Consider the following 23,319-nt stretch of genomic DNA (forward strand, 5'->3'; position numbering starts at 1 on the left):
CAGTGCCGGACAGTTTCGGCCGGGAGGAAAGGGATGTTCATGATCCACACGGATAAAAGACGGCGGATCACAAAATGCATCAGCCTTCGATCGACTTGATCTTCTCGGCAGCCTGATCGAGTGCTGCCTTGGGTTCCATCTGGCCGGTCAGAGCTGCCTGAATGGCATCCTGAATGGCCTTGGAGATTTTCGGCCATTCGGGTGACGGACCACGCGGCTGGGCGTACTTCAGTTGCTCGATGAAGGTGGCGAGAGCCGCATCCTTCACGGCATTGCCCGTTGGCGGAACGGGCAGATCGGCGCGGGCCGGAAGCTGTCCGAAATTCTTGTACATCGTGTCATCCTTGGACGCGAAGAACTCCAGCGCCTTGAAGGCTTCGTCAGGATGCTTGGTTTTCGAGAAAATCGCCCAGTTGTAGTCCCCCATTGCCGAGGAACGCTGCGCGCCCTCCTGCGGGACCGGCAAAAGCGCTGTACCCCACTCGAATTTGGCATCGGCCAGCATACGGTCGATTTCCCATGGGCCGGAAATGGCCATCGCCGCATTGCCCGCATTGAACGTTGCCGTGGAATCCCACTGGCTTCGCGTCAGCGTATCGGGCGACGTCAGTTTTTCATCCAGTATCTGTTTCCAGATCGTCAGGGCGCGTACGGCGCCTTCGCCATTGATCGCCTTGTAGCTTGCGCCACCCATCTGCGCCCAGGGAAGGAACTGGAACGTGCCTTCCTCATTGGCCTTGGCCGAGAACGTGATGCCGTAAATATTCTTCGACGGATCGTTCAGCTTTCTGGCCGTTTCGACAAGTTCGTCCCAGGTCTGCGGCGCCTTTTCCGGATCAAGCCCGGCAGCCTTGAACAGATCCTTGTTGTAGTAGAGAGCGATCGTATTGGTCGCTTTCGGAACGCCGTAATATTTGCCATCCCAGGTGGCCGACTTCAGCGGTCCGGGGAAGTAGTTTTCCGGCTTGATGACCGTCGATTCCTTGATCTTGTCCGTCAGATCGAGAAAGGCGCCACGCGACGCAAACATCGCATGATTGGGATTGTCGATGGCGATAATGTCAGGCGCCTTGCCGGTCGAGTAGGCGCGCATCGCCTCACTCACCACATCATCGAACTGGATCTGGCGATATTCGATCTTGATCCCGTTGTTCTGGGCGTTGAATTCCTTGATCAGGTTTGGAGCCGGCTGAATGTCGCGATCCAGCGACCACAGGGTCAGCGTGACGTCTTCGGCCTTCACGTCGAAACCGACGAATGAAGCGCATGTCATGGCCAGTGCAACGGCAATCGAATGCTTTCGGATACCCATGGTTCTCCTCCTTCAGGGTTATCGTGGCGTTACTTTGCCGATTGCCGGCCTCCTCCGGCAATCGGCGCATTGCTGCTAGATCTTCACCGTCAGGTCGGGTCGACGACGAAATTGCCGCCCCGCGCCTGTTTCAGGTGGTTCAGCGCGTGAACCTGTCCCGTCATTTCCAGCTGATCGCGATAGACCGGATCATGCCAACCCTCGATATCGATGGAGCCGGACCAGCCCGCAAGCCGCAGCTCCGAGATGATGTCTGTCCAGTTGCTGTCGCCAAATCCCGGCGTGCGCATGAAAACGAACGGGTGTTTGCCGAAAATCCCGTGTTCGCGGATGACATCCCAGCGGATTGTCGCGTCCTTCCCGTGAACGTGGAAAATCTTGTGCGCCCATTTGCGGATTTGTGGCAACGGGTCGATCAAATAGACCATCTGGTGGCAGGGTTCCCATTCAAGCCCGATGTTGTCGTCGGGCGTCTCGTTGAAGATCAGCTCCCAGGCATCCGGGTTATGAGCGATGTTCCAGTCGCCTGTCGCCCAGTTGCCATCCATGGCGCAGTTTTCAAAGGCGATCTTGATACCCTTGTCAGCCGCACGCTTGGCAAGCTCGCTCCAGATCTGCCGGTAGCGTGGCAGGCTTTCCGGCAATGGCCTGTTGCGGATACGCCCGGTAAACCCGGCCACGCAGGTGGCCCCGAAATGATGGGCATTGTCGATGCAGTCTTTCCAGCCCTGCAGGGTCTGCAGATCCATGTCGGTTTCCTCAAGCGGATTGCCGAACATGCCGATTGTCGAGATGGTGATGTCCCTGTCGCCGATCGCGTCGACGCAGCGCTTGCCGAGTTCGGCGATATCCTGACCGTTCGTGGTCTGCCAGAAAAACGGCTCGAAGCTTTCGAAACCCATATCGGCGATCTGCGCGATGCGCTGTGCGGCCTGCCCCTTGGTGGCGCTGACCATCGTACCGACGCGGATGGAATTGCTGTTCTTTTCGCTCATTACATTTTCTTCCTATGCTGCAAGATCGACAGAGCGGCCGGTCCGGGCGCTTTCGATGGCGCCAAACACCATGGCAAGGCTCTTGATGTTGTCCTGCCCGGCCGTTTCTGGAGCTTTTCCCGTGCGGATCGCGGCCAGGAAATCGGCAATGACGCTGGCGTGACCGTGGGTTTCCTCCTCGCGCAGCGGCGGCGGCACCTCGATCGGCGTGAAACCACGCAGCAGACCGCCCTCAGTCCCCGCGACGGATGCCTTGAAAGCGTCCTCTCCGTCCCAGGTCAGCATTCCGGCCGTGCCGACAATGCGCCAAGCGCTTTCCCAGCTCGTACGCTCACCTTCGGCACACCAGGAACCGCGATAGGTAAAGACCACGCCGTCCGAAAGCTGAAAGACGGCATTGGCCGAGGCACCATGCGCATACCATGAGCCACGCGGGTTCGTTTCCAGGCAGTAGACGGAAAGCGGCGCTTTTCCAGAGACATAGCGCGCCGCATCGAATGTGTGGATCGCCATGTCCAGAAGCAGTACATTGTCCATCTGCTCACGAAATCCACCAAAGTGCGGGCCGATGAAAAAGTCGCAGTGGATGCCGGTAACATCGCCGATCGCACCACTTTCAACGAGACGGCGCATACGTCTCACGCCGGAAATGAAGCGGCGGTTCTGCACCACGGAGTGAATTTTTCCGGCCGCGCTGGCGGCCTGGACAAGATCGGCAGCTTCGTTCATCGAGTTGGACATGGGCTTTTCGCTGAGCACATGGCAACCGTGTGCCAATGCGGTTCTGACGACGGCGTGTCGCGCTGCAGGGATGACGACATCGAAGACGATATCGGCCTTCGTCTGTTCCAGCACCGTGCCAAGGTCCGTACCGATTACCACCGAGCCCAGACCGAACTCGTTGGCAAGTGCCTGCGCGACGTTCCGGTCAAGATCGACGAGGCCAACGACACGCAGTACCGCTGTCAGCTCGGGCATCGATTGAACCGCGCGGATCCAGCCCTTGGCCATAGCTCCGCACCCACACAAAACGACGTTGTATGTCAAGATTATCCTCCCAAAAGGCGTTCGGATATTCGCCCTCCAGCGATCTCCGTAAACGTTTACGGTAACTATGGACATGTCCGGGATTTTGTCAATACTGTTTGCGGAAACGGTGATGAAGGACGGATTACATTATGAAGGGCATTCGCCAGCTGGCCGAACACCTCGACATTTCGATCGGTACGGTGTCGCGCGCCTTGAACGGCAAGACGGATGTGAATCCGCAGACACGTCAGCGCGTTCTGGAAGCCGCCGAAAAGCTTGGCTATGTGGCAAACCAGTCGGGACGGTCCCTCCGCAAGGGCACGACGGGCGTGATCGGTTTCATGATGCAGACCGGGCCGGAAATCACCGGCCAGGGCGATACGTTTTTCATGAGCGTCTTCGATGGCGTCCAGACAGTGCTGGCACGCCACAATCTCGATCTCGTGGCACTTCTGTGTTCATCATCGGAAGACCCCGACGACTACCTGCAGCGCACCGTGGCGCGTGGGTTCGCAGACGCGATCATCCTGTCCGCAACACGCCGCAACGATGCCCGCTTCGAACTTCTCGACCGGCACAAGATTCCGTTCATCGCGCTTGGCCGCAGCCTCACCGATGTCGGCCAGCCATGGATCGATCTTGATTTCGAAGGCATGGCAGAAACGGCAATGGAGCGCTTCGTGCGCGCGGGACACACGCAAATCGGTGTCGTCTGGCCGCATGGAGACCTCAATCTGGGATATATTTTCATCGAACGATGCCGTGCCGTTCTTGCGCGCCATGGTCTAAGTCTGCGCGACGACTACATTTTTCGCGCAAGGCCCAGTGAGGCAGGCGGCTATGCCGTTGCCCGGGAAATTGTCTCGCATCCAACACGCCCGACGGCCATCACGCTTGTCAACGAAACGCTCGTGACGGGCCTCTACAAGGGCTTTGAGGAAGCAGGGCTCCGACCCGGCAAGGATATTGCCATTGTTGGCCGCCACAGCCCCCATACGCAGTATCTTTCTCCCGCGTTGACAGGCTTCAACCTGTCACTCCGTGATCTCGGCATCAGTCTGGCGGAAAACCTTCTCTCCGTGATGCCAGCATATCAGGGCATCTATCCGGCCACCCACCACAAGGTCTGGCCCATGGAGCTGATCGAGGGAACCAGCGGCTAGAGCGTTTCGTCGTTAAATGGAAACGCTCTGCCGCAGACGGTTTTCGCCTCTGTCCTGAAGATTGGATCAGCGCTCTAGAAAATTGGTGAGCGTCAGGTCCACAAGCTCATCGCCCCGGCCATTCATGACTGTCCGCAGCGCCCAGAGACTGAAACCCTTTACCTGTTCGGCCTTGATCTGCGGCGGCATGGAAAGCTCCTGGGTGTTGGTGACAACATCAAGAAGCGCCGGCCCATCATGCGCGAGGATCTCCTTGATTGCATCCTCCAGCTCGGATGGATCCTCGACGCGAACCGCATGAACGCCGACCGACCGGGCGAAGTCCGCAAAATTCGGATTTTTCAGAGATGTTCCTGTTTCGATAAACCCGGACGCCTTCATTTCCATGGCGACGAAGCCAAGTATCGAGTTGTTAAAGATGATGACCTTGACCGGCAAGTCCTGCTGGACCAGCGTGAGGAAATCGCCCATCAACATGGCAAAACCGCCATCGCCGGAAAGACTTATGACCTGCCGGCCGGGATAGGCAGACTGGGCGCCAATCGCCTGCGGCATTGCGTTGGCCATCGATCCATGCGCCAGAGATCCGATCATGCGGCGCTTGCCGTTCATCTTGAGATATCGCGCCGCCCAGATGGTCGGAGTTCCGACATCGAAGGTGAAAACGGCATCTTCGGAGGCATGGTCGCTGACGAGTTTCGCCAGATATTGAGGATGAATCTTCCGACCAGCCTTGCCCGTGGCGAGGTCATCCAGACCAGCCCGGGCTTTCACATAACGTTCCTTGCAATAATCGAGATAAGACCTATCCGGGTTCGCCTCGACCAAAGGAAGAACCGCCTCGATCGTCGACTTCACGTCTCCAACCAGCGCAAGATCGAGAGGTACACGGCGCCCGAGATTTTCCGGGCGCAGATCCACCTGAACAACCTTTGCGTCCGACGGAAAGAACTGGCGATACGGAAAATCGGTCCCCAGCATCACGAGCGTGTCACAATCATGCATGGCGGCATAACCGGACGAAAAGCCGATGAGGCCCGTCATGCCCACGTCGAACGGATTGTCCCATTCGACGTGCTCCTTGCCGCCGAGAGCATGGACGATCGGGGCGCTCAGTCGCTCGGCGAGCTTGAGAAGTTCAGCATGGGCGCCCTGGCAGCCACGACCGCAGAACAGGGTCGTCCTGGAGCTTCCGTTGAGGATATCCGCAAACCGGGCGATTTCGCTGGGCTGGGGCGTGGTCATCGGCTGAGGCAGAGAAAATGCGGCTGGCTGGGAAATCTTTCCGGTGAATTCCGACAGTGCAACGTCTCCCGGAATAACGATGACCGCCACACCACGCTTGCCGACCGCCGCACGGATTGCAGATTCCAGAACGCCGGGAAGCTGGTCGGGATGGCTGACCATTTCGCAGAAATGGCTGCATTCACGAAACAACTGATCGGGGTGTGTTTCCTGAAAATAGCCGCGGCCGATTTCCGCCGAGGGGATCTGGGCAGCGATCGCCAGCACCGGAACGCGTGAACGATGGCAATCGAACAGGCCGTTTATGAGGTGCAGATTACCTGGGCCGCAGCTACCGGCGCATACGGCAAGTTCACCCGTAAGGTGAGCCTCGGCACCGGCGGCAAAGGCCGCCGTTTCTTCGTGCCGCGTGTGGATCCATTCCATGTCCTTGCGGACCCGCAACGATTCGGTCAGGCCATTCAGGCTGTCGCCAACGACTCCGTAGATACGACGCACGCCTGCGGCATGAAGAACTTCGGTGATAACGTCTGCTGCTTTCGCGCGCATGGCGCACTCCTTTGATGATTAGTGGGAAGGTATGGGCTGGCGGGGTTACTCGGTCAGTCCCGCCAGGGACATGATGAAGCGAAACACCATGGCGAAGACGCCGAGAGCGATGATTGAAAGAAGCCAGATGGCAATCAGCCACCCTAGCCGCCTGACGGGTTCCTGAACGTGGCTCTTGACCGGCATCAGTGATATTCCTCGCCCACGGCCTGCTTCCCACGGAACACGTAATACGACCATGTGGTGTAGACGAGAATGATCGGGATGATCAGAAGCGTGCCAACGAGCGCAAAGCCCATGCTTTCCGCGGGAGCTGCAGCATCCCAGATCGTGATCGACGGTGGGATGATATAAGGCCACATGCTGATCGCCAGCCCGGTATAACCGAGGAAAATGATCAGCAGGGCCAGAAGAAAAGGCGCTGCATGAACCTCGCGACTGCGTAGGACGCGCAGATGCAGCCAGGTCGCCCCGAGGACCAGAACAGGAACCGGCGCGAACAGAAAAAGGTTCGGGAAACTCAGCCAGCGGGCCATGATCCGCGGATGCGTGATCGGTGTCCAGACGCTCACAATGACGATCGCAACGAGCAGGGCGATGGAAATCCATTGCGCAAGATCGCGCATGCGCCGCTGCAGGTCATCCGTCGTCTTCATGATCAACCAGGTCGAGCCCAGAAGGGCGTAGGCGATCATCAGGGCAAAGCCGGTGAAGATGCTGAACGGGGTGAAGCAATCGAGTGCCGTTCCCGCAAATGTCGTACCGTTGAGATCGAAGCCATTGATGAATGCTCCGAGCGCCACACCCTGCGAGAAGGTGGCGATATATGAGCCACTTGCGAAGGCCCTGTCCCAGAAGGGCTTGTGGCGATCAGACGCCTTGAAGCGGAATTCAAAGGACACCCCACGCCAGATCAGGCCCGCAAGCATGAACATGAGTGGAAGGTAAAGGGCGCTGAGCAGGAAGCCATAGGCGAGCGGGAAGGCAGCGAACATCGCAGCGCCCCCCAGAACCAGCCAGGTTTCATTGCCATCCCACACCGGCGCAACGGTATTGATCATGGCATCGCGCTCATGGCGATCGCTCACGAACGGGAAGAGCATACCGATCCCGAGATCGAACCCGTCCATGATTACGTACATCATGACGCCGAACGCGATGATGATGGCCCAAATAAGAGGAAGATCGATACCCATCTCAAAACTCCGTGGTTTCGCGCAACGGCGCAGGATCGGTGATGTCTGGCGCAGCCGAGAATGGGCGTGCAGGTCGATGGATCTGATCTGTGTTCTCCGGGGAGGTGCCGCCACGTCCCTCATCCGGACCATGGGCAACCATCCTGAGCATGAAGCCGATGCCGGTGCCGAAGATCAGGAAGTACATGACGATGAACATGATCAGCGTGACGCTTAACGTCAGCACCGAGTGATTGGAGACGGCATCCTGTGTCCGCAGGATCCCGTACACCACCCAAGGCTGACGCCCGACTTCCGTGGTGATCCAGCCCGCGAGAACCGCGATCAGCCCGGCCGGCCCCATACAGAGCGCAAACATCAGGAAAAGGCGGGCATTGTAGAGCTTGCCGCGCCAGCGCTGGTAGGCGCCCCAGACACCCAGCAGCAACATCGCGAGACCAAGTCCGACCATGATGCGGAAGGTGAAGAAGATGATCGTCGAGTTCGGCCGATCCTCCGGCGCGAATTCTTTCAGGCCGGGGATCTTGCCGTGCAGCGTATGTGTAAGAATCAGGCTGCCGAGATAGGGAATCTCGATCGCGTATTTCGTTTCCTGCGCCTTCATGTCGGGAATGCCGAAAGCAATCAGCGGCAGGCTGGTCGCGCCTGGATCATTTTCCCAGTGACCCTCGATCGCAGCGATCTTCGCAGGTTGATGCTCCAGCGTGTTGAGGCCATGAGCATCGCCGACGACCATCTGCACCGGCGCCACGAGAAGTAGCATCCAGAGCGCCATCGAGAACATTTTGCGGATAGCAGGTGTGGAATGGCCGCGCAGCAGATGCCATGCAGCGGCGGCGGCGACAAAGAGTGCCGTCGACAGGTAGGCCGCCAGCGTCATGTGCGCCAAGCGGAACGGGAAGGACGGATTGAAGATCACTGCCAACCAATCGGTCGGCACGACCTTGCCGTTGATGATCTCGAAGCCTTGGGGCGTCTGCATCCAGCTGTTGGATGCGAGAATCCAGGTTGTCGAGATCAGTGTGCCGATAGCAACCATGGTTGTCGCAAACATGTGCAGACCGGGTCCAACCTTGTTCCACCCGAACAACATGACCCCAAGAAAACCGGCCTCGAGAAAGAAAGCTGTCAGGACCTCATAGGTCAGGAGTGGCCCGGTGACGCCACCGGCGAATTGGGAAAAACCGCTCCAGTTGGTGCCGAATTCGTAGGCCATCACAAGACCGGAGACGACGCCCATGCCAAAATTGACGGCAAAAATCTTTGACCAGAAGCGGTAAAGTTCCAGATAGACCGGATTACGGCGAATGAGCCATAACGCTTCCAGCACGGCCAGATAGCTCGCAAGCCCGATGGTAATTGCCGGAAAGATGATGTGGAACGACACGGTAAAGGCGAATTGAAATCGCGCAAGTTCCAATGCACTGAGACCGAGCATCAAGACGCTCCTTCGCGGAAAAATGGCTTCAGGACGAGCAAGGGTTGCTCGGTTATCCGACACTCTCAGGAGGAGTATCTGCCATATCATTCGCGATCGGGCTTCCCGACTGCAACTGAACCTAGGTATAGCCTGCTTACGCTTAGGTGCGGGGAGTGCCGGCGATTTCCAGATATACCATTCCAAATGGCGTGGATGTCCGACGGCAACTCATATCCGCGACAGTGATCTCTGTGATCCCGCATCTCCTGACCGAAGTCGGTCGAACCTATTCAAGCGTATAGTGTCGGGGCCGTTTGCGGCCGGTTATCTTGCGTATGAACATTCCAATCGCAAGCACGACAGGCTCCAGCATCCATGACCGACCACACCAGCATCGGGAGCGGCGATGTTCCCGCACAAGCACATTCCCCTTCCGCCAATTGGGGGGCAATCCGGCGCGTAAGCATCCCGTTTCTCGCCATCGTCATTGTCGGATCAGCGGTTGCATCTGTCATCATAGACTGGGACAGCTGGATTGCGGGCGCTGCGCGCCAGTCGACAGACGATGCTATCGTTAATGCCGATATTTCAACGCTTAGCGCACAGATCAGCGGCAAGATCGAACGTGTTCCGGTCGCCGATTATCAAAAAGTGACCAAAGGCCAGTTGCTGGCAGAGATTGATCCTCGCACTTACGCGGCCGCGGTCGCCGTGGCATCAGCCAACCTGGCTTCGGCAAATGCAACCCTTGCCAATCTCGGCAATCAGATCGATCTGCAGAAAGCGGCAATCGATGCCGCCGAGGCTCAGCATGCATCGGCGCTGGCACAGAACACGCAAGCGGAGGAAGAATACAGGCGCCAGTCGAACCTTGGCGGAGCGACATCCCAGCAGGCACTGCAACAAGCGCAAGCTGCGGCACTTCAAGCTGCGGCATCAGTGCGTTCGACGGCAGCAGCCATCGCACAACAGCAGGCGCAGCTGAAGGTCCTGCAAGGTCAAGATCCCCTGCTCCGCGCCCAGGTCGACGCTGCCCATGGGAATCTCGATACAGCCCAGATAAACGAAAGCTACACCCGGATTTACGCCCCCTTTGACGGCATGCTCGGCAAGCGGCTTGTTCAGGACGGAGATTTCGTCAGTGCAGGTACAGGCATTATCTCCGAGGTACCTCTGCCAAACGTCTATGTAACGGCAAATTTCAAGGAAACCCAGCTTTCCCGCATGTCGGCAGGCAACAAGGTCGAGATAGAGATCGACACTTTTCCGGGCTACACGCTGCGGGGTACGGTGATCGACCTGTCACCAGCAAGCGGCTCGATCTTCGCGCTGCTTCCGCCTGACAACGCAACCGGAAACTACACCAAGGTCGTCCAGAGAATTCCGGTGAAAATCGCCATCGACCCGAACCAACCCCTGCTCGCGCGGCTTCGTCCTGGAATGTCGGCAACCGTCACTGTCGATACTCCCGGTGAGGCGAGCCGATGACGGGCGTCGTCCACTCTTTCGGACCGGTTACCAGCGGGACGCCTGCCAGGAGGCCGGTCCTGATCGTTGCAGCGCTGCTGCTGGCATCGTTTGTGGTGGGTTTCGATACGCGCGTGTTCGTGGTCGGCCTGCCTGACCTAAGGGCGGCCTATCTGCTCAGTGTCGATGAAGCATCCTGGCTCAGCACGATTGCGAATGCGCCCCAGATCCTCATCGCCTCGGGTGTTGCCTGGCTTGTCACCGTATTCGGTGTGCGCCGGGTGATGATACCAACCGCACTTGTCTACGCGATCATCTCCCTTGAAATACCGCTGGTCAACGATGGCCCGCTGCTGTTTGCCCTGCATGCGATCAGAGGGCTTCTCCTGGGCGTGTTTATTCCCGCGACCATCATGGTGATCTTCCGCAATCTCGATAAAAGATACTGGTTGATCGGTATCGCCATCTATGCGTTACGCGTTCCCCTGTCGCAAAATCTCGGTTTTGTCCTTGTCGGTTTTTATGGCGATTATCTCGGCTGGCAATGGATGTACTGGCAGGATGTGATTGTCGCACCCCTTATCGCCGCGCTCCTGTTCTTCGCGGCTCCGAAAGAGGATATAAATTTCGGGCTTCTGGAACACGCGGACTGGGGCGGCATGATGCTGCTGGGTTCGTCCATGACGATGCTTTATGTCGGACTGGATCAGGGCAATCGGCTCGACTGGTTTCAATCGGGAGCGATCATCGCGCTGCTCGCAGGTGGCTCGATCCTTGTCATCGGTTTTCTGATCAACGAAAGCCTCGTCGCGCACCCCTGGGCCCATGCCAGCGTTATACTGACCCGCAATATCGGGCTCGGATATGCAATTATCTTCTGCTATGCGCTATCAAGCGCCGGTGCCTCGATCGCCATTCCCGGATTCCTGCAAAATGTTGTGGGCTTCAGACCGATCGCACTTTCAAAACTGTATCTGGCCGGGGCCGTCATCCCGGTCTTCCTGTTCATCACGCTTGCCGTAGTGCTGCTGCGCCGGTTCGATGCACGCTTGTGCATCATCCTGGGTGTGACGTTGATGGCAATCGGCTCCCGGTTCGGCTCTCAACTGACGCTCGAATGGGGACCCTGGAACTTCTTTCCGACCGTTATCCTGCACACGGCCGGTCAGTCCTTCGCTTTTTTCGCGACCATCGTCTACCTGATTGGAAGTTCCGACCCATCCCGCTCCACCGCGGTATCAGCCTATATTCAGGTCGTGCGTCTCGGCAGCGTCGAACTTGCCACCAGTATTCTGGCAACTCTGCAACGGCACCGTGAGCAATTTCATTCGGATATCCTCAACGCACCAATTTCCGCCACGTCGCGGCAGCTCAATGTTCTATTGGAAAAGTTACAGCATGTTTTCGGCGTCGGATCGCGGGCGCATCTGGAAAGTCTATCCGTTGCCGCCACGACGATACGGAATCAGGCAACCGTTCTCGCCTACAGCGATCTTTTCGTCCTGTCATTCTGGGCTGCGATCATCTGCCTGATCATCGCCGGCTTCATGGTTTCGATGCCATACGGCCCGCTTCATCCCGACTTCAGGCAAGACGATCAGAGCGGGATAAAAAAGTGAAATGACAGCTTCGGACGAGGCCGTATTCGAAACCAGCCAATCCGCTCCGGACACTCACGCGAATGTGGGAGTGAGATCCCTGGACGAGAAATGATGCCGTCCCGAAGAACCAGGCTGGACGATGTCAAGAGGTGCCGTCTGGTGCGGTTTGGTCGCGTCCGGCAACGGTGCAAACGTGGTTTCCGCAAGACGCTCGCAAGCCCGTCGAATGATGTCGGAAAAATCACTCACCGATATGTTGTCAGCCTTGAGCATCACATGGATCAACGGATCGGTCAGGATTTCAGAGAGGGTCAACTCGCGTTCCATTTTCTCGCCTCCAGGCCATTTTCATCAAGGAATCTTCCAACCCTCTTTAGCGCTTCGTGCAACTTGCGGTTATCATACGAAGATATAGGAGCAGCTAGATTTTTGTGCCTGTGACCGTGTATCGAAGGCTGCTGATGTCATGTTGACACCCCGGTCAGGCGACGACGTCCCTTTGATTGGCCACACGATCCAGCCCGCGGCGCGTGATCTCGCTTCCAGCCGTTGCGATGGCAAGCGGAAGCACCAGCGGAAACGGGAGGTTGGTGAACTCCATTACCAGGCACAGTGCAGTCAAGGGCATCCGCATCGACGACGACACGAAGGCCGTCGCTCCGATTATTGCGACGGCTCCGGGTTCGATACCTGGAACCCATGGCGCAATAAAGCTGCCGAAAAGCAGGCCGAGCAGCGCACCAACGGAAAGGCCGGGCGTGAGCAAGCCGCCCTTGGCACCGACATGTAGCGATATCCTTATCGCCGTCAGTTTCATGAAAAGCAGGACGATCAGTGCAGCTGGTGCGATGTCATTCGTGAACGCAAGTTCGGCTGGGCCTTTGCCATTACCGAGCACCGCCGGCACCTTCATTGCAAACAGACCTATGACGGCAAAAGCGCCAACAGCACGGATAATGCCCAGCAGATCGGGCGATGCGTTCACCGTGGCCTTTGACATCTGCCGACGGAACATGAAACCCAGAGTTCCAAAGACCGGACCCATGACGGTGCTCAGCACGACGAGCGCAAACGTCAATGAATAGGCCGGCATCGTATATTGGAGTTCATAACCAAGACCCGATCTCGCCACGAAAGCCGATGTGAGACAGGACACTGCGGCAGCCCACAAAAAGGCAATGCGAGCCTGACCCAGCATGACTTCCATAATGAAGACGGTGCCGGCGACAGGAACCTCATAGACAGCTGCCAGACCGGCGCCAGCGCCACAGGACAACAAAAGGCGATAGTGTTCAGGGCTTAGCTTAACGCTGGACAGCAAGCGCTGGGCAAGGAGAGCCCCCATTTCTCTCGGCGCAACCTCTCGCCCCAAGGGGGAGCCCAGGGCAACCGTAATGACCTGCAGCAATGCGTGCAGCACCGTCTCGGCTACGGGCATCTGGACCTGATCTGTCGCAGAGCGAGCGGATAGGCGATGGCGCCCGTAACGCGCCAGTCCACCCCAACCGATCCCCGCAACCAGACCACAGGCGCACAACACGAAAAAACGACGCCAGGGCGTGGCATCCGACACACCCTGGAAAAAACTCTCCGGCCCTATGATTTCATCGAGGCTGTAGCCATAAGCCACATGCTGGACCCAGTGCAGCGTCAGTACCAGACATAGTCCACCAATACCGGAAAGCAGACCACAGCAAACGGCAAGAACCGTCATTCTGGCTGCCTCCCGACCGGATGGGGTGAGCCGAAACGTCATGTAGCATCGAACGATCACGGTGTTATTCCGGCAACCCTTCTTCAACTCATTCCGGCTCCTGGGCAACGGCATGGTTCAACCAGCCCGCCGTCTCAAAGCGAGCCCGAAAGCGAGGAAGCCACATCCTTGAAACAAGAGATCGACCGTCAGCATTGCCCCGAGGAGCCCAAGACCGACCTGCGGCCAGGTTATCAGAATGACCACGCCCACAGCGGCCGTCATGACCCCACTGGCGAAAATCCAGACCCAACCCTTGTTGCTGCGGGCGTGCAAGCCTGTTGCGACCCTGAAAACACCAGCGGCTACCAGCAATGCACCGATGACAAGCGATATATCGATGGCCGACAGCACCGGATCCATGATCAGCACAGCACTTGCCGCACCGTAAAAGAGGGCACTGACGAGATCGAAGGCGCGGCGTTTCCAGCTTCGTGCAGAAAGCGCATGCGCGATCTGGAGAGCGGAGCCGGCCAGCATCATCGCCGCGATATAGATGATTGACGCAAGCGTGGAGGCAAAGAAATTGATGCTCGCTGCAAATCCGGCGAGGATCAAGCCGATCCCGAGGGCGACATACCAGCCCCAGTTGGCCTGCGCGCTTTTCAGGGCGGCGCTGAGACTGGAATTTTCAGTGACCATGATGAACTCCGTAATCGAAGGGGAATGAAATGCGGGCGATTTGCACAAAGCGCCGATCGCGATCGGCGAGATGCTTCACCGCGCCGGAGTGGTAGAGGAGGCGGTAGCGGATTTGCGCGTGAGCGAGGTACGCTGCTTGGGCTGCCTTACCCGCGGCTGCTTGGAGTGGCTTGGCAATTCGCTTTTTCCACGTCCAGGATTGGTGCTATGCTCTAGATGTTGAGCGTCAAGCGACCGCCATTGCTTGGCGATGATGTGATCTACCTTTTCATGCAGGCGGCGGATTTCCAGCTCAGCCTTCAGGTTGACCTTGTAATCATTGTTCGATCGAAGACGGTCCTTCGCCTCCTGTCGGCGCTGACTCATCATGATTACTGGCGCCTGGAAGGCCGCGACAGTGGAAAGAACCAGATTCAGCAGAACGAATGGATAGGCGTCAAAGGTTTCGCGTGATCCGAGCAGGGTATTATAGGCCATCCAGGCTGCCAGAAAGGCTGAGAAACCAATGATGAACGTCCAGCTGCCGCCGAAATCCGCCACGAGATCGGCCACACGGCTTCCCAGATTTTCGTTGTCGCCGAATTCCGTCTCCGTGTTTTCAGCAAGTATTTCGCGCGAGGAGATACTTTCTGCCACTTCGTTTTCAATGGGCGTCAGTTCGCCCCGGTCCTCACGCAGCAGATCCAGTATGGACTGGCGGCGAATGTCTTCCACGCTTTGCCTGTCGATGCAGTCATCCGGCCTCAGTGAGGGGTAGCGTCTGCGCAGATAGTCGACCACACCCGGCCTCAGCTCGGCGATTCGGCATTCCTGCCCCGCCTCAAGAAACCTGCCGGTTATCGCATCGATCGGTCGAACCATATTCTGCGTCTCCCGGTTTAACGAACATTCCAGGCTGGGATGCGGGCCATCGTCCACGGACAGAGCATTCAAGATGGATCTCCCCAAATCTATGTGGGTGTCGGCGCCGAGGCCAATGGGCCTGTACCGGCTTCAAGGACGAACAGCGCGCGGAGACTTTCCTCCGCACGCCCTGCTCGGGTCAGATCAATTGGCCGCTTGCAAAGTCAGCGCCGTGATGCCCGCTGCAATATTGATGCCCTCTTCAGCCTGCAGGGCGATTGGCTGCAGGGTTATGGTGCCGTGCAGCCCGCCACCAAGCACCTTGGCCCCCACGCCGACACCAAGCGCGGCATCGGCCGTGATGCCCGTGTAGGTTCCGGCCAGCGCAGCGGTGCTTCGCGATGCAGGGGCAAACACCAACCAGGAAAGCTTTGCCTTGCTGATTTCACCGAGATCGATCCCGAATTCGGTGATCTTTCCGGTGTAGTTTTCCTTCGCGCCGCCATCACTTGGCGTAAAGACGCATTTCATGTCCTGTTGCGAACCGACGATCACACCGAGGCCGGATGAGACATCGCAATCGAGGCGCCCGGCTTCGACATGTTCGGCGGCAAGGGCGGCACCTGCGCCAAGAACCGTGAGGGCGGCAAAGGCGACGGAATAGATAAGGGTTTTACGCATGGTAGTGTTCTTTCGATGGGGGGATCAATCAGGTCGGGGCGATCCTTCGAAAGGAACGCGAAGCCCCGATCGCGCGGCGGATATGGAGGTATGCGCCACAAGCGACATGAGCGGAGGAAGGCGCCTGGTCCAGAAGATGGACCAGGCCGAGTCAATTATCGCAGCCAGAAGGTGACGGAGCCGTCTGCAGCCTGCTGAGCGTTCACCACGTCATCGAGAATGACGCCGCGGCGGACCAGACGACGCGTGAGGGGCTTGTTGGATTCGATGGCGGCCTGAAGCTTCTGGATTTCAGGAGCAGGCAGTGCAACAGCGTAGGGGTTACGGTCATCAGCAGCCGTGTTGTAGTCGTTGGAATACTCGATGTTGAACGGCTGATTGAAGGTCGTCAGGTTCTTTTCAAGTTCCGGAGCCCAGTTCATTTCTGCACTGTCAGCAGCGTGGCTTGCGCCGGCGAAGGAGATCGATGCGAGGAGTGCAGCAGCTGCGAGTTTCGAGGTGCGGTTCATAGCTTTTCCTTTCTGTGTAAATCTCTGCGTGAATGGAGGGTGTCGCAACGTCTGTCAGAAGCGTCATCTCCAGCACCGCCTTGTTTGCGGTAAGGAAAATTTATGAGTTGAGAGGCGAAAGCGATATTACACTCAAGTGTTGTAAACCTAGACGAACGTTTGATCTGTCGACCGGGAAAAATGGCTGTCGGACCTTCGGCGTAGAACTTCGAAAAAACATTTTAAAATCAGAGACTAACAACAAAAAAATGCGCGCCCTCGACAGAGGCCGCGCATTGAGGCGTCAACATTTTTCGCCCAGGCTTTTACCAGCCGTAACGGGGACCGAACGGACCATAAAAACCGGGGAAATCAGGCCCCCAGCCGGACCAATCCCAGTTCGCGTCCGCGTAGGTCTGCGCTGCCAGAAGCTGGCGGTTGGCAATCCGCTCCTGGGTCTGGTTCTGCCGATATTTTCCGTAGGCCTCCTGCGTTCCGACATACAGGCAATTGCAGTTGACCGGATCGGCGTAAACGTAGCTCACGGTGTTGCCCCGGCTGCGCATGAGGAACTTGTTGGCCGGAAGTCGCTTGAGCATCGCCGCGCGCGCTGGGGTATTCGCCGGTCGAGCGATAAAGCCAGCGGCCGCCAGATCGTTTTCCTTGTACTGAAGGCTTTGTGACGTCGTTTCGCACGATGCAAGCGCCATCGACAGGCCGGCCAGGGCCAGGATTGCGAAAGCAGGTCTCTGACGAAGCGCGGATTTCTTTAACGGCATGATAATCTCCTGTTTTAAAAGAACGCTCAGACGCTCCTTCTTTCTTGCCGCTCGGAAAATCATACTGGTGGTCAGTCCGCCTATCCGTTCGTATGAGCGCCTGACGCCTGTCGCCTATCTGTACCTGGGGAGCTGCGCCACGGAACATTCCGGATTGAACTCACATGCCGCACAGTATGTATTCCGGCGAAGAAGCCGGTCTATTGAGCGACCTATGCTTCTGTATAGCTTCAGGCGTCCGTACACGCTGCTAAGCTGGCAACTCACCAATAGTGGAGATTGCGATGACCAAGAAACGCCCGGACGGCATCAAGGCATATAATGAACCGGCAGGTGGCTGGGGCGCGCTGAAGGCTGTCGCGGAAACACTGGCAAGACAGCAAGTCATCGCGCAGGGCACGGTAACCCTGCTGAAAGCGAACCAGCCGGAGGGTTTCGACTGCCCCGGCTGCGCCTGGCCGGACCCGAAACACACCTCATCCTTCGAATTCTGCGAAAACGGCGCCAAGGCAATCACCTGGGAGTCAACCGCAAAGCGGGTAAGCCCCGATTTCTTTACGACCCACACGGTGGCCGAGCTGTGGAAATGGACCGATCACGAGCTGGAGAACGAGGGACGCCTGACACATCCCATGATCTATGACAGGGCAAGCGACCGTTACAAGCCGATTGAATGGGAAGAAGCATTCGCCCTCATAGGCAAGGAACTCAATGCGCTTGAAAGCCCGCATCAGGCCGAATTCTATACGTCCGGGCGTGCCTCCAACGAGGCTGCTTTCGTCTACCAGGCATTCGTCCGCGCTTTCGGGACCAACAATTTCCCGGACTGCTCGAACATGTGCCACGAAGCGACAAGCGTGGGCCTGCCGGAATCGATCGGGGTCGGCAAGGGGACGGTGACGCTGGAAGATTTCGACCACTGCGATGCGATCTTCAGCTTTGGACACAATCCCGGAACCAACCACCCGCGCATGATGACGACGCTACATGAAGCGTCACGACGGGGTACTCCGATCGTTGTCTTTAATCCTTTCAAGGAACGGGCGCTAGAGAAATTCGCAGCGCCTCAGGATCCGATCGAAATGGCGACGTTCTCATCGACCGAGATAGCATCCTCCTACCATCAGGTCCGGACCGGTGGCGATCTCGCCGCGCTCAAGGGCATGATGAAACTCATCTTCGAGCGAGATGCAAAAGACATTGCCAATGGCGGACCCGGCGTCCTCGACCGGGCCTTCATTCAGGAGCACACGCTTGGCATCGACGAGTTGCGTCATGACGTGGAGGCGACGAGCTGGGAGGATATCCTACACTATTCTGGCCTTTCACGCGCATCGATCGAGAGCGCCGTGGATGTCTATCTCAAAGCCAAAAATGTCATCCTTTGCTATGGAATGGGGCTGACCCAGCATGCGAACGGAACCCACAATGTTCAGCAGGCAGCCAACCTTCTGATGCTGCGCGGCAATCTGGGACGCGAAGGTGCCGGCATCTGTCCCGTCCGCGGTCATTCCAACGTTCAGGGCGACCGCACCGTTGGGATCACGGAAATTCCGAATTCCGCCCTTCTCGACGGTATGGAACGCGCTTTTGGTTTCCGGCCAACCGGCGACAAGGGACACAATGCCATCGAGGCTATCGAAGCGATTGCCGAAGGGCGTTCGAAGGCACTGGTCTGCCTCGGCGGCAATCTTGCGGTTGCGATGTCCGATCCGACGGTGACGTTTGCCGGCATGCGCAAGCTCGATCTCGCCGTTCATATCTCAACGAAACTCAACCGGTCCCATCTCCTGACGGGCAAGACGTGCATCGTCCTGCCATGCTTCGGACGTACGGATCTCGATACACAGGCATCCGGCCCGCAATCCGTCACCGTCGAGGATTCCATGTCGATGGTGCACGCCTCACGCGGTTTCCTCAATCCGCCAAGCCCGTTGCTGAAATCGGAACCAGCGATCCTCGCAGGCATTGCGCAGGCAACTCTTGGCGAGAGGTACGGGATCGACTGGGCGGGCATGATAGGTAACTACGACCGTATCCGTGACAAGATCGAAATCGTTTTCCCCGACTTCAAGGATTTCAACAGGCGGGTGCGAGTGCGTGGCGGTTTCCGGCTCAATGTCCCGGCGTCTCATCGCGAATGGCGTACGGCAACAGGCAAGGCGAATTTCCTGATTTCCTGCGGCCTCGATGAAGATCCGCGGTTGAAGGATCCCGATACGCTGGTCCTAGCAACGATGCGCAGCCACGACCAGTACAATACCACGGTATACGGTCTGGATGATCGGTATCGCGGTGTCTTTGGCCGGCGTGATGTCATCTTCATCAGCGCAGCGGATCTCAAAGCCCGCGGCCTGCAAGATGGCGATCGCATCGACGTCCATGCCGTCACGTCGACGGGCCCGGAACGATCGGTTCGCGGATATACTGCAGTTGCCTATGACCTCCCCCGCGGATCTGTCGGCGGCTATTATCCGGAGATGAATGCCATCGTGGCTCTTGGCCATTACGATCACAAATCCGGAACGCCAGCCTACAAGGGAGTTCCGGTCAGGATCGTGCGCTCGGCATCGGCATGAGGGCATGGCTATCCCTCAGCATGACACGGAGCGCTGCCCCTATCCCGCGCCTTCTTTCGAAGCGAGCTGCAGATCATGCGGCTCGCTTTCGAACCAGTAATGGTCGACGTCTCAGGAGAACGGAAGCACCAGGCGATTCTGACGGACGCTCAGGAGAGGCAACCTGCTCCCTCCATCGATCGCTGAGCGAACATGGTGAAATCTAGTCCATTTTCCGTCGCAAAAAGCATCATCCAGCCTAGGTCCGCAACTCCGGCGTTTTGGCAAGCATGCGCTGCAGCGTACGACGATGCATCAACAAACGATCCGCTGTTCGGGAAACATTCGAGCCGTATGAGTGCAGCATCTGTCTGATATGCTCTTCGCGAACCACCTTGGGACACTGTACGCAGGCCATGCCATCCAGATCCGGCATGTCTTGCTGTAACAGAATGGCCAGCAGAAAGTCAGCCGCCATAGGCTTCGGCAGGACGTCGGCGGCGCCCGCGCGCGTGGCGGAAACAGCTGTCGCTACGTTGCAATAAGCGCTGTGAACGATCGTCCGGCAGTCGGGTTGATACGATGACAGCAAACGCAGAAGTTCGCCAACCGTGCCATCGTCGAATTTTATCTCTGTGACGCAATAGCCTATCGATGAAGAGCGTATGTGGCCGGCGGCGCTTTCAAGGTTGGTTGCAAGCAGCACATCATAGCCGTAGGTCACCAACCGCTGAACGAGAGGCGATCCGGCCGACTGAGCGGGATCGGCAATCAACACCCTCGGCTGCGCAATGGCGTTCAACGGAGATGTTCCAGCAAGTTCTTCGGCCATGTTTTTGCACCTCTTCGATCGTTTTCTGGAGGGTACGGACCTTGCCTCGTGTTCTGAATTACACCTTAGGGTAGGTCACATAACACAGGTGGGCAGATAGGCGGATTTCGGTCAGGCAGCGCCGTTGCACCGCCCGGCGCAGTCCGTCCTGTGACGATTGCCCTATTGCAGTCGCGCGTCCCTGCGTCTTTCAGCGGCAATTTCCTGAAGGTCGAGATCCTGCTCAATGCTCCTCATGATCGCGTGAGAGACATGCCCCGTCCGATACATCGCCAGGATCTCCTTTCGGCCAGCGCGAATGGCGCAGAGAATGGCGTCAAAATGATCAGCTGACAGCAGTCGGCGATGTTCTGGCACAGTATCGAAATGCGGGCTTTTCTCGACGCTGAACAGATCGCGGGCCAGCAAACGCGGCCAACGAGGGGATCGCACGGCGTGGCAGTGATCCAGCAGAGCCTGACGCTGTACCTCCGCAACCCTCCTGCGCGCCGCGGCCTCATCTCTGGCAAGCTGTGCATTGCTTTTGAGCGCAACCGAAGGAAACATCCGGATCAGCAGGGGCAGCGTGGTTCCCTGAATGAGAACCGTCACCAGGATCACACCGAATGCCGATGCGAGGATCAGATCCCTGCCCGGGAAGTTCATCGGCAGCGACAAGGCCGCGGCCAGCGTAACGACGCCTCTCATACCGGCCCAGCTCACGATCACCGTCACAGGCAACGACGGCAGATGCCTGGGGTGAATATCGACCCACGAAAGGACCGTCCACATGAAATCCGAACCGACAAGCCAGACGAACCGCGCAACAATCACTGTCACAACCACGGCTGCGACAGGCAGTGCAAGGGTCCGAAACCCATCACCACTGCTATAAAAGTGGTTGAGTGCCTCACGCAATGAAAGGCCGATCAGCACAAAAAGCAGCGATTCCAGCAGGAATACGAGTACGCGCCAGAAGGCCTGTGCCCTGATGCGGGTCGCCGCTGAAAAAATCTCGTGTTGTTGCCAGCCGAGCATGAGGCCGGTGGTGACCGTTGCAAGAACACCGGAAGACCCCAGCTGATCGGCGCTCACATACGAAACCGCCGCAAGAAGCAGAGTGCCTGTGATGATAAGTTCGCTGTTTCCGAACTGCCTCAGCAGGCGTAAGCCAAGCCACCCGACACAGAAACCGGTCATCACGCCTCCAAGGGAGACCGCTATGAATGTTTCAAGTCCGGTCGGAGCGTCGAACGTACCGCTGCGCGCCGAGGATAAGGCAAAATGAAAGAGGACAAGGCCGCTCGCATCGTTGATGAGGCTTTCGCCGGTCAAGACGGTCGTAACCCGGTTCGGAAGCCGCAGCTTGTCAAGAACCGCCTTGGCTGCGACGGCATCTGGCGGCGAAACGATCGCTCCCAACGCAAAGGCCGCAGACCACGGTATGTCCGGTCGCAGAAAGTGGACCACCCAGCCGACTGTCAGCGTTGTGAACGCAACCGCTCCCACGGCAAGCGATGAAATCGCCGCGAAATATTGTTTGAAATCGAGCCAGACGGTTTGATAGGCGCTGCTGAGCAGCAGCGGCGGCAGGAATACGACCATCACGAGGTCCGGATCCATCGCAACAACCGGAATGCCCGGAATGAAAGCGAGCGCGATACCCCCAACAATCAAGGCCGCCGCCGATGGCAAATGGAACTGGCGGGCAGCCAGCGCGAGTACGACGACCGCCGTCAGAAGTCCAACGAGAAAATCGTATTCGAGTTCAATGGACATGTCAGCTGTCTCGCGGATCAGAAAATACGCTGAAGGGAAAGCCGCAGGCACGCCTGATCGACGGCCAGCGGCTTCAAGCGCGAGGAGTACGAACTCTGTCTGTGTCTGGGTTTGTCAGAACGCCCATAGGCAAGACAGAGCGTATCCGCCTTGCCGCGTGATTGGCTTTACTCTGCTGCAACCTTGGCGGCTGCCCTGGCACGCGCCTTGCTGGCGATGCTCTCGGCGAACTTCGGCGTTTCACGATGGTTGTGGTCACCACCGGCGGCCTGGCGGGCTGCGGCGGCATCTTCAAACGTCTGGCCGTGCTTTTCGATAAACGCCATGAAGGCGTCGGTCGGGTGGCACGTTACCTGGTTGGTGTAACGGGTGCGGTTGCCATCGACCGCCTCGGCAATCAGTTCCCAGATGACGTTGACCTGCGTACGTTCACCCGTGGGCGTGAAGACGTCCGAAATCGAGTTCATACGGCAATAGGAAGGAGTTGCCTCGTCAGCAACGTAATGCTGGATCACCAGACCCGTACCGATCTTCTCGACGTTGATGGACATCTTGCGGCCATCGTCCGTAAAGGTTGCGCCGCATGCGATGTGATCCGGTTCGCAGCAACGACGATATTCGGCTTCCGGAAGGTTGAACAGCCAATCGGCGATATCGATCTGGTGAAGTGGAACGTCAATCTCGTGCGAATACGCGGACTTGGAAAGCAGCTTGTCGGTGAGAACTTTCATGGTCTTTTCCTTTCGGTCTGATTTCGGCACCGTGAAATGAGAGGCCTTGGCGGCAAGGCTCGTGGCACCCGAATTGCTATTTTTTCGAGCAAAACCGTCGTCCGCTCTCAGACAAAAATTGGCACCGATAGAGCGCCGCCTCAATTATACGGATGGGTTTTGATCCTATGCTTTGGTCGGGGCCGGCCGGTTTTTGCTTGCGCGGCAGACGCCGCTCGATGGCCTATACTTGTGTATGGTTGCCCTGCCGCTCTGTCCGCGAGAATGATGCAGCCAA

General features: G+C 57.8%; 21 protein-coding genes. 4 read left to right on the plus strand and 17 right to left on the minus strand.

The features are described from left to right. Positions 1-79 precede the first annotated feature (79 nt). The 3 genes from N7578_RS00100 to N7578_RS00110 form a co-directional block, all read right to left on the minus strand. Positions 80-1,312 (minus strand): sugar ABC transporter substrate-binding protein, encoded by a 1,233-nt coding sequence (locus tag N7578_RS00100; protein WP_311108297.1) that lies wholly within the window; start codon positions 1,310-1,312, stop codon positions 80-82. Positions 1,313-1,401: 89 nt separating this feature from the next. Beyond that, on the minus strand, positions 1,402-2,307 hold the full coding sequence (locus N7578_RS00105; protein ID WP_311108298.1) for a sugar phosphate isomerase/epimerase: 906 nt from the start codon (positions 2,305-2,307) through the stop codon (positions 1,402-1,404). 12 nt (positions 2,308-2,319) lie between these two features. After that, positions 2,320-3,354, minus strand: a complete 1,035-nt coding sequence (locus tag N7578_RS00110; RefSeq protein WP_311108299.1) for a Gfo/Idh/MocA family oxidoreductase — start codon at positions 3,352-3,354, stop codon at positions 2,320-2,322. 131 nt (positions 3,355-3,485) lie between these two features. Here N7578_RS00110 and N7578_RS00115 point away from each other — a divergent pair, with 131 nt between their 5' ends. Then, complete coding sequence (locus N7578_RS00115) at positions 3,486-4,499, plus strand: LacI family DNA-binding transcriptional regulator (protein WP_311108300.1); 1,014 nt, start codon at positions 3,486-3,488, stop codon at positions 4,497-4,499. Between the two features lie 66 nt (positions 4,500-4,565). On the opposite strand, the gene poxB is transcribed toward N7578_RS00115, so the two are convergent. From poxB to N7578_RS00135, 4 genes are read right to left on the minus strand one after another with little or no spacing between them, the layout of a single operon-like run. After that, entirely contained in the window at positions 4,566-6,293 is a 1,728-nt protein-coding gene (gene poxB / locus N7578_RS00120; protein ID WP_311108301.1) for a ubiquinone-dependent pyruvate dehydrogenase, read from the minus strand. Positions 6,294-6,338: 45 nt separating this feature from the next. Further along, the gene (locus tag N7578_RS00125) at positions 6,339-6,479 is read right to left on the minus strand and encodes a DUF2474 domain-containing protein (protein WP_311108302.1); all 141 of its coding nucleotides are present in this window, start codon (positions 6,477-6,479) and stop codon (positions 6,339-6,341) included. Then, positions 6,479-7,489, minus strand: a complete 1,011-nt coding sequence (gene cydB, locus N7578_RS00130; RefSeq protein ID WP_311108303.1) for a cytochrome d ubiquinol oxidase subunit II — start codon at positions 7,487-7,489, stop codon at positions 6,479-6,481. Before cydB ends, N7578_RS00125 begins: the two co-directional genes overlap by 1 nt. Before the next feature lies 1 nt (position 7,490). After that, positions 7,491-8,927, minus strand: a complete 1,437-nt coding sequence (locus tag N7578_RS00135; protein WP_311108304.1) for a cytochrome ubiquinol oxidase subunit I — start codon at positions 8,925-8,927, stop codon at positions 7,491-7,493. Positions 8,928-9,284: 357 nt separating this feature from the next. On the opposite strand from N7578_RS00135, the gene N7578_RS00140 reads away from it, so the two are divergent. Together N7578_RS00140 and N7578_RS00145 are read left to right on the plus strand one after the other, a co-directional pair. After that, positions 9,285-10,397, plus strand: coding sequence for an HlyD family secretion protein (locus tag N7578_RS00140; protein ID WP_311108305.1), 1,113 nt, complete (start codon positions 9,285-9,287; stop codon positions 10,395-10,397). Then, complete coding sequence (locus N7578_RS00145) at positions 10,394-11,995, plus strand: MFS transporter (RefSeq protein ID WP_311108306.1); 1,602 nt, start codon at positions 10,394-10,396, stop codon at positions 11,993-11,995. The genes N7578_RS00140 and N7578_RS00145 overlap by 4 nt, the downstream gene beginning before the upstream one ends. A gap of 54 nt (positions 11,996-12,049) precedes the next feature. On the opposite strand, the gene N7578_RS00150 is transcribed toward N7578_RS00145, so the two are convergent. The 7 genes from N7578_RS00150 to N7578_RS00180 all read right to left on the minus strand — a co-directional run bounded on the left by N7578_RS00150 (position 12,050) and on the right by N7578_RS00180 (position 17,226). Beyond that, a complete protein-coding gene (locus tag N7578_RS00150) occupies positions 12,050-12,304 on the minus strand; it encodes a hypothetical protein (RefSeq protein WP_311108307.1) in 255 nt (84 codons plus the stop codon). A 154-nt stretch (positions 12,305-12,458) separates the two neighbouring features. Further along, a complete protein-coding gene (locus tag N7578_RS00155; RefSeq protein WP_311108308.1) occupies positions 12,459-13,691 on the minus strand; it encodes a chloride channel protein in 1,233 nt (410 codons plus the stop codon). A gap of 117 nt (positions 13,692-13,808) precedes the next feature. Further along, on the minus strand, positions 13,809-14,372 hold the full coding sequence (locus N7578_RS00160; RefSeq protein ID WP_311108309.1) for an HdeD family acid-resistance protein: 564 nt from the start codon (positions 14,370-14,372) through the stop codon (positions 13,809-13,811). 75 nt (positions 14,373-14,447) lie between these two features. Beyond that, a complete protein-coding gene (locus N7578_RS00165; protein WP_311108310.1) occupies positions 14,448-15,233 on the minus strand; it encodes a DUF1003 domain-containing protein in 786 nt (261 codons plus the stop codon). A gap of 186 nt (positions 15,234-15,419) precedes the next feature. Beyond that, complete coding sequence (locus N7578_RS00170) at positions 15,420-15,896, minus strand: DUF992 domain-containing protein (protein ID WP_311108311.1); 477 nt, start codon at positions 15,894-15,896, stop codon at positions 15,420-15,422. 155 nt (positions 15,897-16,051) lie between these two features. Next, positions 16,052-16,405 (minus strand): hypothetical protein, encoded by a 354-nt coding sequence (locus N7578_RS00175; protein WP_311108312.1) that lies wholly within the window; start codon positions 16,403-16,405, stop codon positions 16,052-16,054. A 305-nt stretch (positions 16,406-16,710) separates the two neighbouring features. Beyond that, positions 16,711-17,226 (minus strand): hypothetical protein, encoded by a 516-nt coding sequence (locus N7578_RS00180; protein ID WP_311108313.1) that lies wholly within the window; start codon positions 17,224-17,226, stop codon positions 16,711-16,713. A 221-nt stretch (positions 17,227-17,447) separates the two neighbouring features. Here N7578_RS00180 and N7578_RS00185 point away from each other — a divergent pair, with 221 nt between their 5' ends. Beyond that, positions 17,448-19,742 carry an FdhF/YdeP family oxidoreductase gene (locus N7578_RS00185; protein ID WP_311108314.1) on the plus strand — a complete coding sequence of 765 codons (2,295 nt, stop codon included), beginning with the start codon at positions 17,448-17,450 and terminating at the stop codon, positions 19,740-19,742. 238 nt (positions 19,743-19,980) lie between these two features. On the opposite strand, the gene N7578_RS00190 is transcribed toward N7578_RS00185, so the two are convergent. From N7578_RS00190 to N7578_RS00200, 3 genes are all read right to left on the minus strand, one after another. Further along, positions 19,981-20,553 carry a response regulator gene (locus N7578_RS00190; RefSeq protein ID WP_311108315.1) on the minus strand — a complete coding sequence of 191 codons (573 nt, stop codon included), beginning with the start codon at positions 20,551-20,553 and terminating at the stop codon, positions 19,981-19,983. 162 nt (positions 20,554-20,715) lie between these two features. After that, positions 20,716-22,311: a Na+/H+ antiporter gene (locus N7578_RS00195; protein WP_311108316.1), complete on the minus strand. Its 1,596-nt coding sequence runs from the start codon at positions 22,309-22,311 to the stop codon at positions 20,716-20,718. Between the two features lie 167 nt (positions 22,312-22,478). After that, positions 22,479-23,042, minus strand: coding sequence for a hypothetical protein (locus N7578_RS00200; RefSeq protein ID WP_311108317.1), 564 nt, complete (start codon positions 23,040-23,042; stop codon positions 22,479-22,481). Between the last annotated feature and the right edge of the window lie 277 nt (positions 23,043-23,319).

This window comes from Agrobacterium tumefaciens (genome assembly GCF_031801495.1).
In the GTDB taxonomy this organism is placed as follows: Bacteria; Pseudomonadota; Alphaproteobacteria; order Rhizobiales; family Rhizobiaceae; genus Agrobacterium; species Agrobacterium tumefaciens_K.

Bases quoted from the DNA above. Each gene is read 5' to 3' on its own strand.
- N7578_RS00100 (WP_311108297.1), bottom strand. From the start codon at position 1,312: ATGGGTATCCGAAAGCATTCGATTGCCGTTGCACTGGCCATGACATGC.
- N7578_RS00105 (WP_311108298.1), bottom strand. From the start codon at position 2,307: ATGAGCGAAAAGAACAGCAATTCCATCCGCGTCGGTACGATGGTCAGC.
- N7578_RS00115 (WP_311108300.1), top strand. From the start codon at position 3,486: ATGAAGGGCATTCGCCAGCTGGCCGAACACCTCGACATTTCGATCGGT.
- poxB (WP_311108301.1), bottom strand. From the start codon at position 6,293: ATGCGCGCGAAAGCAGCAGACGTTATCACCGAAGTTCTTCATGCCGCA.
- N7578_RS00125 (WP_311108302.1), bottom strand. From the start codon at position 6,479: ATGCCGGTCAAGAGCCACGTTCAGGAACCCGTCAGGCGGCTAGGGTGG.
- cydB (WP_311108303.1), bottom strand. From the start codon at position 7,489: ATGGGTATCGATCTTCCTCTTATTTGGGCCATCATCATCGCGTTCGGC.
- N7578_RS00135 (WP_311108304.1), bottom strand. From the start codon at position 8,927: ATGCTCGGTCTCAGTGCATTGGAACTTGCGCGATTTCAATTCGCCTTT.
- N7578_RS00140 (WP_311108305.1), top strand. From the start codon at position 9,285: ATGACCGACCACACCAGCATCGGGAGCGGCGATGTTCCCGCACAAGCA.
- N7578_RS00145 (WP_311108306.1), top strand. From the start codon at position 10,394: ATGACGGGCGTCGTCCACTCTTTCGGACCGGTTACCAGCGGGACGCCT.
- N7578_RS00150 (WP_311108307.1), bottom strand. From the start codon at position 12,304: ATGGAACGCGAGTTGACCCTCTCTGAAATCCTGACCGATCCGTTGATC.
- N7578_RS00155 (WP_311108308.1), bottom strand. From the start codon at position 13,691: ATGACGGTTCTTGCCGTTTGCTGTGGTCTGCTTTCCGGTATTGGTGGA.
- N7578_RS00160 (WP_311108309.1), bottom strand. From the start codon at position 14,372: ATGGTCACTGAAAATTCCAGTCTCAGCGCCGCCCTGAAAAGCGCGCAG.
- N7578_RS00165 (WP_311108310.1), bottom strand. From the start codon at position 15,233: ATGGTTCGACCGATCGATGCGATAACCGGCAGGTTTCTTGAGGCGGGG.
- N7578_RS00170 (WP_311108311.1), bottom strand. From the start codon at position 15,896: ATGCGTAAAACCCTTATCTATTCCGTCGCCTTTGCCGCCCTCACGGTT.
- N7578_RS00175 (WP_311108312.1), bottom strand. From the start codon at position 16,405: ATGAACCGCACCTCGAAACTCGCAGCTGCTGCACTCCTCGCATCGATC.
- N7578_RS00180 (WP_311108313.1), bottom strand. From the start codon at position 17,226: ATGATTTTCCGAGCGGCAAGAAAGAAGGAGCGTCTGAGCGTTCTTTTA.
- N7578_RS00185 (WP_311108314.1), top strand. From the start codon at position 17,448: ATGACCAAGAAACGCCCGGACGGCATCAAGGCATATAATGAACCGGCA.
- N7578_RS00190 (WP_311108315.1), bottom strand. From the start codon at position 20,553: ATGGCCGAAGAACTTGCTGGAACATCTCCGTTGAACGCCATTGCGCAG.
- N7578_RS00195 (WP_311108316.1), bottom strand. From the start codon at position 22,311: ATGTCCATTGAACTCGAATACGATTTTCTCGTTGGACTTCTGACGGCG.
- N7578_RS00200 (WP_311108317.1), bottom strand. From the start codon at position 23,042: ATGAAAGTTCTCACCGACAAGCTGCTTTCCAAGTCCGCGTATTCGCAC.